The organism is Gordonia sp. PvP123, assembly GCF_040547295.1.
GTDB classification, from domain to species: Bacteria; Actinomycetota; Actinomycetes; order Mycobacteriales; family Mycobacteriaceae; genus Gordonia; species Gordonia terrae.
In genome coordinates this window covers 447,282-464,009 of record NZ_JBEPPN010000005.1, presented here as the reverse complement: position 1 = coordinate 464,009, position 16,728 = coordinate 447,282, and the positions used below count along the sequence as shown (strand labels likewise).

At 68.5% G+C, this 16,728-nt stretch carries 17 protein-coding genes; 9 read left to right on the top strand and 8 right to left on the bottom strand.

The features are described from left to right. Positions 1 to 76: 76 nt before the first annotated feature. The gene (locus ABIC25_RS12445; protein ID WP_354561640.1) at positions 77 to 769 is read right to left on the bottom strand and encodes a DUF6474 family protein; all 693 of its coding nucleotides are present in this window, start codon (positions 767 to 769) and stop codon (positions 77 to 79) included. Between the two features lie 225 nt (positions 770 to 994). On the opposite strand from ABIC25_RS12445, the gene ABIC25_RS12440 reads away from it, so the two are divergent. Continuing rightward, positions 995 to 2,725: a TM0106 family RecB-like putative nuclease gene (locus tag ABIC25_RS12440; protein ID WP_354561638.1), complete on the top strand. Its 1,731-nt coding sequence runs from the start codon at positions 995 to 997 to the stop codon at positions 2,723 to 2,725. Here the strand turns inward: ABIC25_RS12440 and ABIC25_RS12435 are convergent. Next, on the bottom strand, positions 2,651 to 3,667 hold the full coding sequence (locus ABIC25_RS12435; protein WP_354561637.1) for a hypothetical protein: 1,017 nt from the start codon (positions 3,665 to 3,667) through the stop codon (positions 2,651 to 2,653). The genes ABIC25_RS12440 and ABIC25_RS12435 overlap by 75 nt on opposite strands. Before the next feature lie 293 nt (positions 3,668 to 3,960). Between ABIC25_RS12435 and ABIC25_RS12430 the strand changes: the two genes are divergently transcribed. The 3 genes from ABIC25_RS12430 to ABIC25_RS12420 all read left to right on the top strand — a co-directional run bounded on the left by ABIC25_RS12430 (position 3,961) and on the right by ABIC25_RS12420 (position 6,388). Further along, positions 3,961 to 4,536, top strand: coding sequence for a helix-turn-helix transcriptional regulator (locus ABIC25_RS12430; protein ID WP_004021431.1), 576 nt, complete (start codon positions 3,961 to 3,963; stop codon positions 4,534 to 4,536). Positions 4,537 to 4,660: 124 nt separating this feature from the next. Further along, positions 4,661 to 5,173 (top strand): hypothetical protein, encoded by a 513-nt coding sequence (locus ABIC25_RS12425; protein ID WP_004021430.1) that lies wholly within the window; start codon positions 4,661 to 4,663, stop codon positions 5,171 to 5,173. A gap of 48 nt (positions 5,174 to 5,221) precedes the next feature. After that, positions 5,222 to 6,388 (top strand): MAB_1171c family putative transporter, encoded by a 1,167-nt coding sequence (locus tag ABIC25_RS12420; RefSeq protein ID WP_435529067.1) that lies wholly within the window; start codon positions 5,222 to 5,224, stop codon positions 6,386 to 6,388. A 133-nt stretch (positions 6,389 to 6,521) separates the two neighbouring features. On the opposite strand, the gene ABIC25_RS12415 is transcribed toward ABIC25_RS12420, so the two are convergent. The 3 genes from ABIC25_RS12415 to ABIC25_RS12405 all read right to left on the bottom strand — a co-directional run bounded on the left by ABIC25_RS12415 (position 6,522) and on the right by ABIC25_RS12405 (position 8,787). Beyond that, positions 6,522 to 7,283 carry an SDR family NAD(P)-dependent oxidoreductase gene (locus ABIC25_RS12415; RefSeq protein WP_004021428.1) on the bottom strand — a complete coding sequence of 254 codons (762 nt, stop codon included), beginning with the start codon at positions 7,281 to 7,283 and terminating at the stop codon, positions 6,522 to 6,524. Between the two features lie 137 nt (positions 7,284 to 7,420). Further along, positions 7,421 to 8,116, bottom strand: a complete 696-nt coding sequence (locus tag ABIC25_RS12410) for a TMEM165/GDT1 family protein (RefSeq protein ID WP_354561634.1) — start codon at positions 8,114 to 8,116, stop codon at positions 7,421 to 7,423. 149 nt (positions 8,117 to 8,265) lie between these two features. Then, positions 8,266 to 8,787, bottom strand: coding sequence for a hypothetical protein (locus ABIC25_RS12405; protein ID WP_058253731.1), 522 nt, complete (start codon positions 8,785 to 8,787; stop codon positions 8,266 to 8,268). Positions 8,788 to 9,002: 215 nt separating this feature from the next. Here ABIC25_RS12405 and ABIC25_RS12400 point away from each other — a divergent pair, with 215 nt between their 5' ends. Both ABIC25_RS12400 and ABIC25_RS12395 read left to right on the top strand, forming a co-directional pair. Continuing rightward, positions 9,003 to 11,147: an ABC transporter ATP-binding protein gene (locus ABIC25_RS12400; RefSeq protein ID WP_354561632.1), complete on the top strand. Its 2,145-nt coding sequence runs from the start codon at positions 9,003 to 9,005 to the stop codon at positions 11,145 to 11,147. Further along, positions 11,144 to 11,896 (top strand): energy-coupling factor transporter transmembrane component T family protein, encoded by a 753-nt coding sequence (locus ABIC25_RS12395; RefSeq protein WP_004021424.1) that lies wholly within the window; start codon positions 11,144 to 11,146, stop codon positions 11,894 to 11,896. Before ABIC25_RS12400 ends, ABIC25_RS12395 begins: the two co-directional genes overlap by 4 nt. Before the next feature lie 69 nt (positions 11,897 to 11,965). Here the strand turns inward: ABIC25_RS12395 and ABIC25_RS12390 are convergent, their stop codons facing one another. Together ABIC25_RS12390 and ABIC25_RS12385 are read right to left on the bottom strand one after the other, a co-directional pair. Further along, the gene (locus tag ABIC25_RS12390; RefSeq protein WP_004021423.1) at positions 11,966 to 12,595 is read right to left on the bottom strand and encodes a superoxide dismutase; all 630 of its coding nucleotides are present in this window, start codon (positions 12,593 to 12,595) and stop codon (positions 11,966 to 11,968) included. Between the two features lie 219 nt (positions 12,596 to 12,814). Then, complete coding sequence (locus ABIC25_RS12385) at positions 12,815 to 12,967, bottom strand: hypothetical protein (RefSeq protein WP_231895856.1); 153 nt, start codon at positions 12,965 to 12,967, stop codon at positions 12,815 to 12,817. Positions 12,968 to 13,142: 175 nt separating this feature from the next. Here ABIC25_RS12385 and msrA point away from each other — a divergent pair, with 175 nt between their 5' ends. Then, the gene (gene msrA / locus ABIC25_RS12380; RefSeq protein ID WP_101821819.1) at positions 13,143 to 13,853 is read left to right on the top strand and encodes a peptide-methionine (S)-S-oxide reductase MsrA; all 711 of its coding nucleotides are present in this window, start codon (positions 13,143 to 13,145) and stop codon (positions 13,851 to 13,853) included. 51 nt (positions 13,854 to 13,904) lie between these two features. Next, a complete protein-coding gene (locus ABIC25_RS12375; protein WP_354561630.1) occupies positions 13,905 to 14,978 on the top strand; it encodes a winged helix DNA-binding domain-containing protein in 1,074 nt (357 codons plus the stop codon). A 38-nt stretch (positions 14,979 to 15,016) separates the two neighbouring features. On the opposite strand, the gene ABIC25_RS12370 is transcribed toward ABIC25_RS12375, so the two are convergent. After that, entirely contained in the window at positions 15,017 to 15,766 is a 750-nt protein-coding gene (locus ABIC25_RS12370) for a VOC family protein (protein WP_354561628.1), read from the bottom strand. Between the two features lie 96 nt (positions 15,767 to 15,862). Between ABIC25_RS12370 and ABIC25_RS12365 the strand changes: the two genes are divergently transcribed. After that, complete coding sequence (locus ABIC25_RS12365; RefSeq protein WP_354561627.1) at positions 15,863 to 16,726, top strand: S49 family peptidase; 864 nt, start codon at positions 15,863 to 15,865, stop codon at positions 16,724 to 16,726. The last annotated feature ends 2 nt before the right edge of the window (positions 16,727 to 16,728 follow it).

Here is a 16,728-nt window from a genome sequence, read left to right as displayed (position 1 = left end):
GGCACGCGCTCGGAGACCACTCCGCGGCGCGACCCGTTTGGGGCCATCTTAGTCGTTGTGTTCCCTGGGATTCGTGTCAGGAACGGACGCCGAGCCGGGCCAGGATGTCGGCGTCGACGGCCTCGAGCTCGTCGGCGATGGCCTTGTGGGCGGTGCGACGCTGACCGGCCGACATCGTCTCGGCGGTCTGCACCGCGATGTCGAGGTTGTCGAGACGCCTGGTCATCGCGGCGACGAAGTCCTTGGCATCGGCACTGGTGTCCTGGGCCACGACCTTCTCCAGGGCCGTGCGGGTGGTGGCGATGCGCGCGGACAGGGCGGCGCCGTGACCGCTGAACTGGCGCAACACTTCCGGCGAGACCCCGGCACGATTCGCCTGCAGCGTCGAGAGCTGCTCGCGACCGGCGACCGCGGCCCGGTAGACGACGGGTACGGCGATCGGCGCCACGAGTCGCGCGACGGTGAGGTAGCGCTTCACACTGGCCGGGCTGAGCGCCTTCGCGTCAGCAGCCGCCTGTGCCTCGACGGCGAACTTCTTCGCCTCGGCCTTGCTCACCTTCGTCTGGGACTTGGCGAGCTGCTTGGCGGTCTTGCGCTCGGCCTTCATCTCCTTCTGGAAGTACTTGTGCTCGTTCTTGCGTCGAGCCTTGTGTTCCTTGCGCCGCGACTTGGCGTCGAACTTCGCCTCCAGCTTGGCTTTGGCCTTGAGGGCCTTGGCCTCTGCCTTGCGCTGCGCTCGAGTCGTACCGTCGGACGAGAACAATCCCATCGAATGCCCTTTCGCTGGTGGCGAGAAGACCGCAGTCGACCCCCGGCCCGCTCTCGTTCCGCTCCCGGCGCCGGTCGACCGGCTCGCTGCCCGCGTCCGGCGCCGCACTTCCGTGGCCCCGCTCGCATCGCTCCCGGCGTCAGGTGCGCGTGATAACAAGTACAAGCATGACATGTGGTTGTATCCGACCACGTGTCTCCTCTGCCCGAGCCAGGAAGGGATGGCGTGGCCCCTGTCGTGTTGTCGCCGCGCGACCTCGCCGGCTGCGAGCACCGCGTGGCCCTCGACTTCGCCCACGCCCGGCGTCCCGCCGACGAGCCCGACCCGCCCGGTGTGCAGCGCCGGAAGGAGGCTGCCGCCGATCATCGCGCTGCGATCCGCGAACTGCTCCGAGGCGTGCACAGCGATCAGCCCGGGGTCTTCGTGGTCGTCGACCCCGACGCGAGCGCATCGGACCGCGTCGCGGCCACGCTGCGAGCCTGCGATGACGGCGCCGGATGGATCTGGAACGCGACGCTGCCCATCGACGAGGCGCACGGGCGGCGCGGCCACTCGGAGTTGCTGGTCCGGGTGGGTGACGGATACATCCCGGTCATCGTCGTGAACCACCGGGTCAGCCAACCCGCGAAGTCGGCGCCAGACCCGGACGGACGCCCGACCGGCCTGGTGACGAGTCCGTTCTGGACGTGGGCGCCGAGCCCCGATCCCTACCGGACCGGCCGGCCCAACCGCCGGGACAACCTCCGCCTGGCCCAACTCACCGCCATGCTCGTCGAGATCGGCCGGGCGTCGTCGACCGACACCGCGGATCTCCGCGGCGGGATCATCGGTGTGGACGCCGACTGCATCGTCGTCCTGGACACCGGTGCGATGCTCGACGACTATTCCGCCGTCCTCGAGCGCCGACTGGCGGTCGCCGCGGGCACAGTCCCGACCGAGCCCCGGCGGATCAGCGAATGCCGATCCTGTCCGTGGTGGGTGCGCTGCGGACCCGAGCTGGAGGAGAAGCGCGACGTCAGTCTGGTGGCGTCCGGCAATCAGGGAACGGTGCTGATCGACGCCGGGATCACGACGATCGATCAGCTCGCCGCCCAGCGCGGGTCACCCCCGGAGGGGTGGCCGGGTGGCGTGCGGTTCGGCGACGCGGTCGTCAACGCGATCGCGTGGCTGACCGGCACCGAACTCGTACGCCGTGTCGACTCGCCCCGGGTCCACCGCGCCGACATCGAGATCGACGTCGACATGGAGAGCTACGGCGAGCACGGGGCGTATCTGTGGGGAACGCTCCGCACCGACACCACCGATCCGTCGGTACCCGTGGAGTACCGCCCGTTCGTCACCTGGGATCCGCTGCCCACCCGCGACGAGGCGCGGTCCTTCGCCGAGTTCTGGGGATGGCTGATGGCCGAACGGGCTGCGGCGCGGGACGCCGGAAAGACTTTCGCGGCCTACTGCTACTCGCAGCAGGCGGAGAATCGGTGGCTTCTGGGTTCCGCGGACCGCTTTCCGGACGAACCGGGCATGCCGACCCGTGCCGAGGTCCGGGCCTTCATCGGGTCATCGGAGTGGGTGGACATCTACGAGGCCGTGGGCGAGAACTTCATCTGCCCCCGTGGCAAGGGACTGAAACGGGTGGCGCCGGTCGCGGGTTTCTCGTGGCGCGATGAGGATGCGAGCGGCGAGGCGTCGATGGAGTGGTATCGGGCGGCCGTGGCGCTCGGCGGCGGGCGCCCCGACGCCGGTCAGCGCCGGCGCCTCCTCGAGTACAACGAGGACGACGTCCGGGCCACAAAGGTCTTGCGCGAGTGGATGGCCGACGGCGCGGCCACGCAGGTACCGCATGAGCGCGAGCTGCTCGAGCGGTTCCCGGACGGGAACAACTCAGGGGCGCATGGACCGCAACGAGTCGAGGAACGACCCGCTGCCGAACAGGGCGACGGCGCCCAGCAGGAGTAGCGCACCGGGCGCCACCCCGAGCACGAATTTCCGCATCGACGTCAGTGTCGAGTCGTCGGGCGCCCCCGACGACGCCTGAGGCGGGCCCGCCGGTGGCAGCGGGGCACCTGCGACCGTCTGCGACTCGTCGGTGTCGTCAGATGAGTCGTCGGGGTCGGCCTCGGCTTCCGGTCGGCCGGCACCCGACTCGCCCGCCGAACCGGCGGACGGGGTCGATCCGGACGTCCCTGCCGAACCGCCGCCGCTCGGCGGGGCGACCGACGGTACGTCGCCGATCGCCGGCCCGGTGCCGGACGGAACACCTGCAGGATCAGACCCGCCCGCACCGCCGTCCGGCGTCGACGTGGCGGCCTCCGGCATGCGGCGGCCGCGGATGATGACGCCGTCCTCGCCGTCGCCTGCGGATGACGTCTGGGGTTCGGTGGTCGTCGGGTCCGGATCATCGGACGTCGTTGTCGTCGTTGTCGTCGTTGTCGTCGTTGTCGTCGTGTCGGTGGTGTCCGTGGTCTCGGTGGTGGTCGGGTCCGATGTCTCGGTCGTGGGGGTCGACGGTCCGCATCCACAGGGATGGAACGGCGACGAGGGCCCGTCCGTGGTTTCCGGATCGGTGGTCTCCGGATCGGTGGTCTCGGGATCGGTGGTGCCGCCGTCGGTCGAGTCCGAGTCGGAGGTCTCGGACTCATCGGTCGCCGAGGACCCGGATTCGTCGGAGTCGGTGCCGGTGCCGTCATCGTCGTCGTCGGTGGCGTCGAGGACCGAGCCCGAATCCGTGCCCGTCGAATCCGCCGAGTCGGACCCCGCCGAGCCGGGGTCCGACGGTGCGGGCGATGCGACCCCGGGCGCCAGGACGATGAACGCGATCGCGGCGATCACGACGACGAGGACGGCGAGTCCGCGCGGCCTGGGACGGGCGCCGGGGTCAGACGGGAGACGGTGGGTCATTCTTCGTCAGGCGTACAGTCGGTGGGGAGAGACAACGCCGCTGAACCCGCGCAGCACACCGCCACACGCCCCGCGCCGGAGCCGAATGTTCACCTGCCGGATCCGTGTCGGCAACCGATAACCCCCAAGAATGTGAAGAACGCCACACTAACGATCGTTACACCATCTTCACAGGTGATACGCGCCGAGCGCGGCAGTCCGGTACTTTCTGAGCGTACCGATCGTTGCGACGGCCGTGTGCAGCGGGCTTTAATGCTTGCAAATTCAAATTTTGCGTTTCGGAGAAGATTGTCATGACTTCAGGAGGGGCGGAGAAGCCTATGGGCGACACCGGACGCACCGACTCCGATCGTTCGAGGACGACGGACACGGATGCTCTCGACCCCGGGCTGTTCGCCCGGCGGCTCGAGGAACTGTTCCGGACTGTTCCTGGTCCGAACGGTAGGGCGTACAGCGCGAAAGCGATCGCGGCTCGATCGACCGAGCGGGGGTTCCGGCTCGGCGAGTCGTATCTGAGCCAGCTGCGATCGGGGAAGGCCAAGTCCCCGTCGTTCCGCACGGTGGAGGGCATCGCGGCCGCTTTCGGGGTCGATGTGCATTACTTCCTCGAGGACCGGGCGGCTCAGCGCACTCGCGACGAGATCGATCTGATGCGGTTGCAGGCCGACACGAACGTCCAACTGGCGGCATTTCGGCTGGCCGGACTCTCGAGCGATTCCGTCACGGTGGTCAACGAGTTGATCAAGGTGCTCCGGGAGCAGCAGGGTCTGCCCAAGGATCCGCCGGACGTCATCGCGGCCGGACTCGGTGACAGCAAGCCGTCGGCCGATTCACGTCTGCGGGTCGTCGGGGACAACAGCGACGACTGACCGTAGCCGGGGCGCTCGCAGAGCCTGATCGTCCGGACCGAGGGGTGTCGGCCCGGACAGGCCAGTGACGTCGATCGCTGCGGGTGGATCGCGGCGTCGTGAGTGCTCATGATTCGATGAGGCCATGCGTCGATCAGAGCGCGCATTGCGTACGTTGTGCCGGACCACGTTGAAGGGGCTCGATCTCGATCTGCCCCTCGACGTCACTCAGCTGTGCGAACGGTACGGCGATCGCCGCGGTCGGCCCATCCGGCTGATCGCGCACCCGCTGCCCGCGGGTGTCCCCAACGGCATCTGGTTGGCCGCCACCGATGCGGATTACTTCTTCCACCAGGCCGAGACGTCACGGCTGCACCGCGATCAGATCGTCATCCACGAGTTCGGCCATCTGATCGCCGGCCACCAGGTTCTGGGTGAGGCCTCGGCACAGGGCATCGCCGCCCTCACGCAGGACGAGTCCACGGCCGCGCTCCGGCGCACGTGCTATTCCGACGACGCCGAGTGGGAAGCCGAGATGCTGGCCTCGCTGATCCTCGGTTGGGCCGAGGACGCCAGTACCGGCGTCGGGAGCACCGCGTCGCACGACGAACTGCGCGGGTTGCAACGGCTCCTCGGTGGACATCGTGGGTGGTTGTGACGTGCCCGCCGGTTGCGACCGCGCTGAGAATGTGAGTCCCTGTTGGGCGTGATCACTGTCGCGGGCGGGGGCCCGACGGTCAACCTGTCGTCCGGGGTCGACGTCGGCATCGGCGCGGTCAACGCGGTCGCCGCCGTCGTCTTCGCCTTCGCCTTCTGCTGGCGCCTCGATCAGATCCGGCGCGGCGGGTGGGGGCTGCAACCGCTCGCGATGATGGTGGCCGTCGCGGCGCTGACCCTTGCGTTCGTCGTCGTCGACGAGTCGGTCGCCGACGTGTTGAACGAAGTGGGCTTTGCCGGTCTGTCCCGGATGGCGTTCTACGCCCTCCTTGCCATCGGGGTGGCGGCGCTCGTGGTGGTGTTCTTCTTCCCCGGGCAGGTCACGCGTGAACGCCGGGCCGGCTGGGAGGCGCTGCCACTGGTGATGGCACTCGTCGGGCTGCAGGTGACCATGCTGGTCATCCCGGTCGAGATCCGCACCGCGACCATCGACGAATGGACCGTCCAGAACTGGGGTTTCGCACTCTTCATGCTGATCGCGAGCGGGTACCTGACGTACGGCTTCATCGCATGCGTCAACAGCGTCCGCAAGTTCTATGCCACCGCGGACGGCTATCTCCGTGTGTCCCTTGGTCTTCTGATGACCGGCCTGACGTGCTTGGCGATCGGCGCCGTCTGCCAGATCGTCTTCGTGGTCGTCTCCGCGACGAATGTCGTTCGGTCACCGTGGCTTCTGACGACGAACCGGGTCGTCGCCGTCGTCGGTGCCGTCGCATTCCTGATGGGGATCAGTTATCCGATGATCTACGCGCGGATTCAGACGGTCGCCGCGAACCGGCGTCGCCGACGCCTCGACACCGAACTCCTACCCCTGTGGCGGCTGGTGACCGATGCCGTGCCGGAGGTGGTCCTGCCCGACGCCGGGCGTCTGGCGCCGACCACACGTCTGCATCGGCGCGTCGTCGAGACCCGAGACGCGCTGACCCAGTTGAGTCCTCGGATTCCCGCGGTGTTCGGTTATGCCGAACCCGCGGTGCAGGCGAGGTTGCTGCGGGCCGCCGTCGCCGAGCACGATCCGCGTGACGGAACGGGCGGCACCGTCCGGGATCTGGCCCCGGCCGAGGGGGGCGGACTGGAGGCCGACGCCGCACCGCTGATCCGGCTGGCCCGTGCGCTGGTGACGCCACAGGCCGTCGAGGAGCCGGCCGGTCGATGATCGGCCGGCCGGCTCTCACGCGACGGAGTCGCTCAGATCAACCGCGACGGAGTCGCATGGATCAGCCGCGACGGAGTCGCATGGATCAGCCGCGACGGAGTCGCATGGATCAGCCGCGACGGAGTCGCATGGATCAGCGGGGCGCCATGCGGATCGCACCGTCCATGCGGATGGTCTCACCGTTGAGATAGTTGTGCGCGACGATGAACTCGGCGAGCTGTGCGTACTCGTCGGGTTCGCCGAGACGCTGTGGGAACGGGATGCCCTCGGCGAGGGTCTTCTGGAACTCGGGGGTGACGCCCGCCAGCATCGGGGTGCTGATGGTTCCGGGAGCGATGGTGCACACGCGCACGCCGACCCGCGCGAGGTCGCGCGCTGCGGAGATGGTCATCGCGTGCACGCCGCCCTTCGACGCCGCGTACGCGATCTGCCCGATCTGGCCTTCGAAGGCAGCCACCGACGCGGTGTTGATGATGACGCCGCGCTGGCCGTCGCCGTCGATCGTGGATTCCTCCTGCATACGGTTGGCGGCCAGTCGCATGACGTTGAAGGTGCCGACCAGGTTGATGTCGATGACCTTGCGGAAGAGGTCGAGTTCGTGCGGGCCGTTCTTGCCGAGGATTCGCGCAGCCCAGCCGACGCCCGCGCAGTTGACCGCGACGCGCAGCGGCGCACCGGATTCGGCGATGGTGTCGATGGCGGCCTGGACCTGGGTCTCGTCGGTGACATCGGCGGCGACCAGCGTGACTCCGTCGGTGGGCGCGGCCTTGTCGATCGAGGCCTGCAGGTCGAGACCGAAGACCTGGGCGCCGGCTGCGGCGAAACGCCGTGTGGTGGCTGCGCCGAGGCCCGAAGCCCCGCCGGTGACCAGTACGGAAGCGCCTGAAACGTCCATGTGTGAAGTGATCCTTTCGCGGTTCCCGACCCATTCTCCTGCCGGCCGCGCCGCCGTCGTCGGCGACGCCGCTCCGGCTCGTGCAGCAGTTTCACGATAGTCAGGTGCCGGAAACGGTCTCCGATCCGCCCTCTGTTTTACCGAACGAGCGCTCGGGCGCTGTTATGAGTGCGGAGTCGGGTCTCGCGGCGGATCAAGACGACGCCGACGCCGGTGATGACCACGACCGCGCTGAGGGTGCCGGCGATCACGGGTACCGATGCACCGATCAGACCGTCGGCGATGAGCCAGGCCGCGAAGGCGAAGAACAGGACGGCCGCCCCGATGGCGATGACCCGCTCGGGGAGGTGACGGCCCAGCAGCACGCCCACGCCGATGGCGAGCGCGTCGGCGGCGACCATGCCGAGCGTGGACCCGATCCAGACCCCGAGCCAGTCGTTGTCCGTGGCGAGCGTGATGGTCGCGAGCATGGTCTTGTCGCCGAGTTCGGCAAGGAAGAACGCCGACATGACCGCGAAGAACACCGAGGCGCCCACGCGAGTCGCCCGGCTGGACTCCTCGTCGTCGAGCCGGTCGCCGCGGAGGGTCCACAGACCGAAAACCAGCATCGCCAGCCCGGCGAGGATGGTCAGGAGTGCGGTGGGTATGGACAGCCCGAGGAAGTGGCCGAAGAAGACGGAGACGGCGTGGACAGCGGTGGTGGCCACGGTGATCGCGAGGAGGATGACCCACCAGCGGTAGCGCAGGGCATAGGTCATCGCCATCAGCTGTGACTTGTCACCGAGCTCGGCAACGAAGATCACGCCGAAGCTCAGGAGCAGGGCGGCAATCACGGACGCCAGGTTAGTCAGGGCTAACTCGCGGGCGCAACTCGTCGAATGGCCGTATTTTCGCAGGTAGGGCCATCAAAACCAGATGTTCGGGTGGCCGTAATCAGGTGCCCCGGGAGCCCGTCGGAACGGCTTCGGGGAGCCGCCCCGCCCTACGCTGCGAGAAGCATCGCAAGCACCGCGGTGTCGGGGTCGGCGTTGGGGTCGATGCCCACCTGGTTGCGGAGGTTGACCACCGTCCCGTCGGCCTCCGCCTCGGCCCAGCCGGCCCGGTGCTCGAGCCCGAGTTCGGGGAGACCGGGCAGCAGCACACACCCGGAGGCGACCTGCGAGCACTCGGGCAGTGACGGTCGCGTCTGCGAGGGCGGGTGCAGCATGACCAGCGCCGGCGGGTTGTTCAGGAACCGTCCCGCTTCGACGAAGCTGTCGTCGACGACGTTGCCGATTGCGACCATCATGCCGACGGTGTCCGCCTCACCCTGTTCGGGACGCTGCTCGACCACGCCGAAGATCGTCGTCGTGGGTAGGAAGCCCGGCCGGCAGGCGATGCGGACCGATGCGACGAGGGTCTGGGTCCACTCCAGCGTCGACTCCGGCCAGCGGCCCGAGATGAGTATCCCGTTCAACGTGCCCTCGTGCTGGAACGGGGTGAGCCCGATCGGAATCGACTGCATCATGTCCTCCTCCGACCCGGGCGCGACGTCGGGATGATCCACGGACTGGGGACCGACAGCCGACCCGGGTGAGAAAGACCATCCACCCGCCGCGCGACGTCGACAACTCGAATCACCGTGTTGTGATGGATCTTTAACATGCGAACGACCGACAGCCGCGGTCCGGGGACGCTGCGCCCGCCGGTGGGGAGCGCGACACCAGGCACACTGGACCGGTGAAGAACTCGCCCCCGCTGCGACCCATGGAGTTCGCGTCCGTCGCGATCTTCGGCGGACTGACCGTCGCGGCGGTGGTCATCGCGTCGGTCATCCCGCTGGCCCAGGCGGCCGGACTGCTCGCCCCGGTGCCGCTCGCCCTCATCGCGGCGCGCACCAGGCCGCGGGCCCTGCTCACCGCCACGGTGGCCACCACAGCCGTGGCGTTCGCGATGGCGGGAACCGGCGCGATGGCAACCGTCCTGGGTTCCGCGCTGGTCGGTGGGCTCGTCGGTGACATCAAGCGTCGTGGTCGGGGGATCGGCGTGCTCGGGGTGGCCACCCTGGTCGCGTCGCCACTGCTGGGCGGGATCTCCGTGCTGATCCTGCTCGTGCTGGTGCCCCTTCGTGAACTGACGATCGAGGCGATGACCAACTCCATCCACGGTGTCGCGAAATGGTTGCACGGATGGGGCCCGAGCGGGGGCGTCGCCGACGGGCTCGACGCCATGAGCCGGAGCATCGCCGACCACTGGTGGGTGTGGGTCTGGGTGTCCGGGACCGTCGGCACCGCGATCTCGCTTCTCGTCGCGTGGTGGATTCTCGGTTCCGTCATCAGCCGGTTGCGTGATGTGCCGAGCGAGGACACGCTCGACGCCGCCACGTCGGTATTCGCGGCGGCCACTGCTGCCGGCGTACCCCGTGATGCGGGCATCGCGCCACTTCCCGTGGTCTTCGAACGTGTCGGATTCGCTTATGCGCCCGAGGCCCGCCCGGTACTCCACGAGATCGACCTGCGGATCGACCCGGGTGAATTCGTCGCGGTCGTCGGCGCCAACGGCTCGGGGAAGTCGACGCTGGCGAAGATCCTGGCCGGTCGCCACCCGTCGACGGGCACGGTCCGTCGGCCGGGTCTGCCGGGGCTGGGCGCGCGCGGGGGGACCGCTCTCGTCCTGCAGCGGCCGGAGATCCAGATGTTGGGCTCGCGTGTCGCCGACGACGTCGTGTGGGGTCTGCCGCCCGGTGTCGACGTGGACGTCGAGGCGCTGCTCGCCGAGGTCGGACTCGACGGCCTCGGCGACCGGGAGACCACGGACCTGTCGGGCGGTCAGCAGCAACGGTTGGCGATCGCCGGGGCGCTCGCCCGTGACCCGCAACTCCTGATCGCCGACGAGGTGACCTCGATGGTCGACCCGGAGGGTCGGGGACAACTGCTGGCCCTGCTCGCGGCTCTACCGGCGCGCCGGGGAATCGCCGTCGTGCTGGTCACCCACCGCGGCAACGAGGCGGCCGCGGCCGATCGGGTGATCCACCTGGCCGCGGGTCGACTGGTGCCGCACGCGCCGGATTGGATGCCGAGTCCCGACGCCGACCTGGCGGCGCCGGCGCAGACACGTCCCTCGACGCCTTCGGCGCCGACCTCGCGGATCGGCGGGCCGCTTCTCGTTCTCGACCAGGTGGGCTACGCCCACCTCCCCGGTTCCCCGTGGGAGGTCGTCGCGCTGCATGACATCTCGCTGACGGTCTACCGCGGCGAGGGGCTCCTCATCGTCGGCGGCAACGGATCGGGCAAGACCACTCTCGCGTGGATCATGGCGGGGTTGCTCACGCCCGGGACCGGAACGTGCCGTCTGCTGGAGATCCACGAGAAGATCAACCCCGGAGCCGGTTTCGACGCCGGCACCCCGATGACCGACCGTGTCGGTGCGGTGGGGCTGGGATTCCAGCATGCGCGCTTGCAATTGCAGAAGGTCACCGTCGCCGACGAGATCATGGCCGCGGGTGGCGAAAAGGTGGGCACCGCGGAGGTCGCCCGCGTCCTCGAACTCGTGGGGTTGCCCCGCCAGATGGCGGCGACCAAGGTCGATGCGCTGTCGGGTGGGCAGATGCGCCGCGTCGTGCTGGCCGGTCTCATCGCGCGCCGCCCCGACCTGCTCGTCCTCGACGAACCGCTGGCCGGTCTCGATCCACCCGCTCGCGAGGAGATCGTCGCGCTTCTGGCCCGACTGCGCGCCGACGGGATGACCATCGTGATCATCTCCCACGACTTCGAATCGCTCGACTCGGTGTGTACGCGCCGGGTCCGACTCGTGGACGGTCGTCTGCTGCCCGATTCGCACCTGATGATCGACCAGGCTCCCGGCTGGGATGGAGAAACCCGATGACGATGCGTACCGTCCCGCTGCGGCAGGTGCCGGGCGACTCGTTCGTGCACCGCCTGTGGGCGGGTACCAAGCTCGTGATCGTCCTCATCCTCGGGATCATGACCTGGGTGCTGCCGTCGTGGCCTGCGCTCGGGATGGTCGCCGCGGTGGTCGTGATCACCGCGCTGGTCGCGGGAATCCCGTTGGGCGCCATACCTCGTCCGCCGTGGTGGTTCTGGGGACTGATCGGCATCGGTGTCGCGTTCAACGTGTCGTTCGCCGGCATTCCCGGTGCCCTGGTGTTCCTGCGCGCGATCACTCTCGCACTCGTCCTCGTCGCGAGTTCGATCCTCGTCATCTGGACCACGCCCATGGCGGATGTGGCGCCCGCGCTGGCGCGGCTGATGCGCCCACTGCGGTGGTTCCGGCTGCCCGTCGACGAGTGGGCGGTCGCGATCGCGTTGTGCCTCAGGGGTCTTCCGCTGCTGATCGAAGAGTTGCGGATGCTGCGGGCGGCACATCGACTGCGTCCGACGGCCAAGGGGCGTAGCGACCACCCGTCGGCGGAGATGGGGATCATGGATCTGATCACCGCGGCGATGTCGTCGGCGCTCCGGCGCAGCGCCGAGATGTCCGAGGCGATCACCGCCCGCGGCGGTACCGGCCGCCTCACCGCCCATCAGGCCGGCCCGGGTCGCGCAGATGTGGTGGCGCTCATTGTCATCGGCTTGGCCTGCGCAGTCGCAATCACGGTCACGCTCGTACTGTGAGGGCGGGGACACACACGGCGCCGGCCACCCGAAGGTGACCGGCGCCGTTGATGTTTCGGCGAACCGGGGTCAGGCCGGGACGACCAGTCCGCTGCCCTGGCTCTTCGCGCGGGCGAGACGCTCGTTGGCGTCGGCCCAGTTCACGACGTTCCACCACGCCTTGACGTAGTCCGGCTTGACGTTCTGGTAGTCCAGGTAGAAGGCGTGCTCCCACATGTCCAGCATGACGACCGGGATGATGGCGGCGGGGATGTTGCCGCTCTGGTCGGTCAGCTGCAGGATGACGAGCTTGCCGCCGATGGTGTCGTAACCCAGGATCGCCCAGCCTGACCCCTGAAGGGTGGTGGCTGCGGCGGTGAAGTGGGCCTTGAACTTGTCGAAGCCACCGAACTGCTCGGTGAGGGCGGCCGCGAGGTCGCCGTCGGGCTCGCCACCGCCGTTGGGCGACAGGTTCTTCCAGAAGATGGAGTGGTTGGTGTGACCGCCCAGGTGGAACGACAGTGTGGCGGAGAGTCCGTAGACCTTGCCGGCGATGCTGTCGTCGTCGCGGGCCGCGGCCAGCTTCTCCAGGGTGTCGTTGGCGCCCTTGACGTAGGTGGCGTGGTGCTTGCTGTGATGGAGCTCCATGATCCTGCCGGAGATGTGCGGTTCCAGTGCCGCGTAGTCGTAATCGAGATCCGGCAAGGTGTATTCAGCCACGATGTTCCTCTCTGAGGTGCTACTCGTTTTCCCTGTCCACGCGTGGCGCCGACCACTCGGTCGGGAGCCACACGAACGCTTCCAGCCTTCCCCAGTGCACTAGTGATTGCAACAATCCCGCGCAAGAAACATCAAGCGCGGTTGAGCTTTCAACGACGCCGGACCTCTGCGTCGGGCGGTGGGAACAGCGGCGTCAGCGCTGCGTCGGGTGCGTGGTGCTCAGATCACGATGAGCAGAACGAACACGATGACGAGAGCGAGAATGGTGAGGGCGCTTGTGCGGCAACTCCTCGCCACGTCGTAGGTGGCCCGCGGGGCGGTTCGGCCGACCCCGGGGGCGCGTCGGAGATCTCCGCTTGCGTGCGTCGCCATCGTCGCCCTTCGTCGGTGGACCGGCTGCACATCCCCTCGTCGAACAGACCGAGATGACATCGAAGTGATCGGTATCACACTGCGGTGGATGTGACCGCCATCATAAACAGACTCGAGCGATGACCTCAACTCGTTGTCTCCGGGGTCCGGCGTCTGCCGCGCGTAGACTTGGTCCATGTCTTGGCTCGACCAGCTCTTCGCCGCCGGATCACGCAAGCAGGACCTCGTCGCCGCCGACGCCGCCCTGCCCGGCCGCACGTCCGAGATCACGGTCCCGGGCGACCACCTGATCCTCGGAACGCCGATGCGCGGCCGGCCCGAATCGGACGGGACATACGAGCACGGGATCGGCGGGTTCGACGACGGTCTCGCCTCGATCGTGCTGGCCGGTGGCTGTTTCTGGGGAATCGAGGAGATCTTCTGGCAGGTTCCCGGCGTGTACACCACGGCCGTCGGTTATGCGGGCGGGTACACGCCGAACCCGACCTATGAGGAGACGTGCACCGCGCGCACCGGGCACACCGAGGCGACGCTGGTGGTCTTCGATCCGGCCGTGATCGATCTCGAGGGCCTGCTGAAGATCTTCTGGGAGTCGCACGACCCGACCCAGAAGATGCGCCAGGGCAACGACATCGGAACCCAGTACCGGTCTGCGGTGTACGCCCTGACCGATGCGGATCTGGCCACCGTCCAGGCCACCGCCGCGACCTTCCAGACCGCGCTCGACGCCGCCGGTGAGGGTGCGATCGCCACCGAGATCAAGCCGCTCGCCGAAGCGGGCGACGGACGGTTCTACTACGCCGAGGATCACCACCAGCAGTACCTCGCGAAGAATCCGCACGGGTATCGCTGCCACGCCGCGACCGGCGTCGTCTACCCGGGCTGACGCCGCGGTGCCGGGCCGAGACGACCGCCCTTCATCTCGACGAGACCTGCGGTGACCGAACGGATCTCGCTGCGGCAATGGAACCGCACCCTCTTGCAGCGCCAGCACCTGCTCACTCGTGTGGCCGAGGATGCGATCGAGGTACTCGACCGCTGCGTCGGGCTGCAGTCCCAGGACCCGCGTGCCGCTTTCTTCGGACTGTGGTCGCGCATCGAGGATTTCGACCCGCTCGAGCTGGAAGATCTGCTCACCGACCGCGAGGTCGTGCGGATGGCGTTGCTGCGGTCGACGATCTTCCTGATCGACGCCGAGGACGCACGCTGGATTCGTCCGCTCGCCGATCCGACGCTGCGCCGCGAGCTGACCGACATCCACGCGCGGAAACTGGCCGGGGCCGATCCGGCGCAGGTTCTGGCGTCGGCCGCGGAGATCCTCGCGGGCCGCGAACTCGCCGGCGCCGAACTCGGGAGAGAACTGGCCGCCCGCCACCCCGCCGAGAACCCGTCGACACTCACCACGATCGCCCGGTGCGGTCTGCCGCTGGTCCAGGTTCCGCCGCGCGGCCTGTGGCGGGGCCGGGGCGGGCCCACCTACCGCCTGTTCGACGAGTGGGTGGGTCCCGGCGAACCGGCCGTCGTGGACGACGACGCCCGCGCCGACCTGATCAGGCTGTATCTACGCGGGTTCGGTCCGGCGACCGTCAAGGCCATCCAGACCTGGTCCGGGCTCACCAGGTTGCGGCCCATCATCGAGAAGCTCGAAGCCGATTGGGAGCTCGTCCGACTCGCCGGGCCGAACGGCGACGTGCTCTACGACCTCGACGGCCTCGCGCTCGCCGACGCGGATGCGCCGGCACCGGTCCGGCTGATCGCCCCGTTCGATCATGTGATCGGCGCGCAGGCCGACCGGATCCGGATCGCCGAGCCGGAGATGTTCCGCCGCACGGTGACCGCCAACGGCCGGTCGCCCGGATTCGTGCTCATCGACGGATTTTTGGCCGGCACATGGTCTCTCGACGCCGACGAGCTCCCGGTGGTGGACTTCCTGCGCCCGGTGTCCGCCGCCGAACGACGCGACGTCGACGCCGAGGTCGACCGGCTCCGCGAGTTCACGACCGGCACCTGAGGGTGAGGCGGTGCGCGCCGGCAGTTCCGGTTCGCGACTCAATCTCCGGTGCGGGGGTTCCGCGAGGTGATGCAGTAGGTGCGGCCGACCGGATCCGCCATCGTCGTCCACTGCGGATACTTCTCGATCGCGCGGGCGCCCCAGTCCTCGTGCCGAGCCACCTCGTCGGCGACCGAGTTGGTGGCGATGTCGAGATGGGCGGTCGCCGGTCCGCTGTCCGACGACCCTTCTTGCTTGCGTTGCAACAGGATTCCGAGGGTCACCGCCGGGTCGCGATGCAGCGCGATCAGCTCGGGCCGGCTCCGCGGTGTGGTGGCCCAGCCGGTGAGCCGTGTCCAGAACCCGACCTCGGCGTCGAAGGCGTCGGCGGGGATGTCGATGCACAGCTGGTCGATGATGCTGATCGCGTCACCGGGCCATCGAATGGGGCGCGATCGTTTCGACTCGCCCTCCCAGGGCACGAGGCAGAACACGAACCCGGCCGGCGATCGGAGCGTGAGGTGGGTGCCGGCGTCGTGGACGAGGATGGCCCCGAGCGCGAGTGCCTCCGCGGTGGCGGTGTGCGGGTCGTCGGTGTGGATGTCGAGGTGGACTCCGCCCGGACCGTCATCGATGCGCTGGACCCGTAGGTGCGGGTCGCCGTAGAACGGTTCCAGCGACGCGAACTCACGATGCTCGCCCCGTGGCGGGGAGACAGTACTGCCCGAGATCGCGCGCCAGAAGGTCACCTCGCTGCCGAACACGTCGGCGGGGAAATCGAGGAATGCGCTGAGCCACCGCACCTGCACCCGGCAGATTCTACGGTGCGTCCGCCGGCGCCGGGTGCCCCGGCGCATGCGAACGGGAGACGGACGCTGTCCGTACACGTCGTTACACTCGGGCAGATGACTGTCGGACCGCTGGGGGCGGTGGGGAAGAAGTTCTCGAAGGCGCGGACCGAGCAGGTCGCCGTGGTTCGTCTCGACGGCCCGATCGGCATCACCGGGATGGGCAAGCACGGCGTCAACACCGAGTCCGTCGAACCGGTCCTCAAGAAGGCCTTCGCCACGGAGCGTCTGCGGGCCGTCGTGGTGGTCGTCAATTCGCCCGGCGGTTCGCCGGCACAGTCGGAGTACATCGCCGAACGCATCCGCCAGCTCTCCGCGGAGAAGGGGGTGCCGGTCCTCGCGTTCTGTGAGGACGTCGCGGCCTCCGGCGGCTACTGGATCGCGTGCGCGGCCGACGAGATCTTCGCCGCCCACACCTCCATCGTGGGCTCGATCGGCGTCGTGTCGTCGGGGTTCGGTTTCTCGGCCCTGCTCGACCGGTTCGGTGTCCAACGCCGGCTGTACACGACGGGTGAGAACAAGGCGCGGCTCGACACGTTCTCTCCCGAGCAGGCCGAGGACGTCGAATGGCTCAAGGGTCTGCAGGGGCAGTTGCACGAGGCGTTCATCGCGTGGGTCCGTCAGCGGCGCGGCAAGAAGCTGACGGCGTCCGACGACGAACTGTTCAACGGTGACGTCTGGATCGGGAGCCGGGCCGCGGAGCTCGGTGTCGTGGACGGTATCGGCGTGATGCGGTCGGTTGTGGCCGAGCGATATCCGGATGCCGAGATCACCGTCGTCGAGACACCGAAGCCGCTGTTGATGCGACTGGTCGGGAGTCAGACCTCGGTCGCCGGGTTTGCGGAGAGTGTGACGACCGGAGTTCTGGCGGCATTCGACCGTGCTCCGTCGTTGCGGACGTCGCTCATGCACCGGGACTGAAA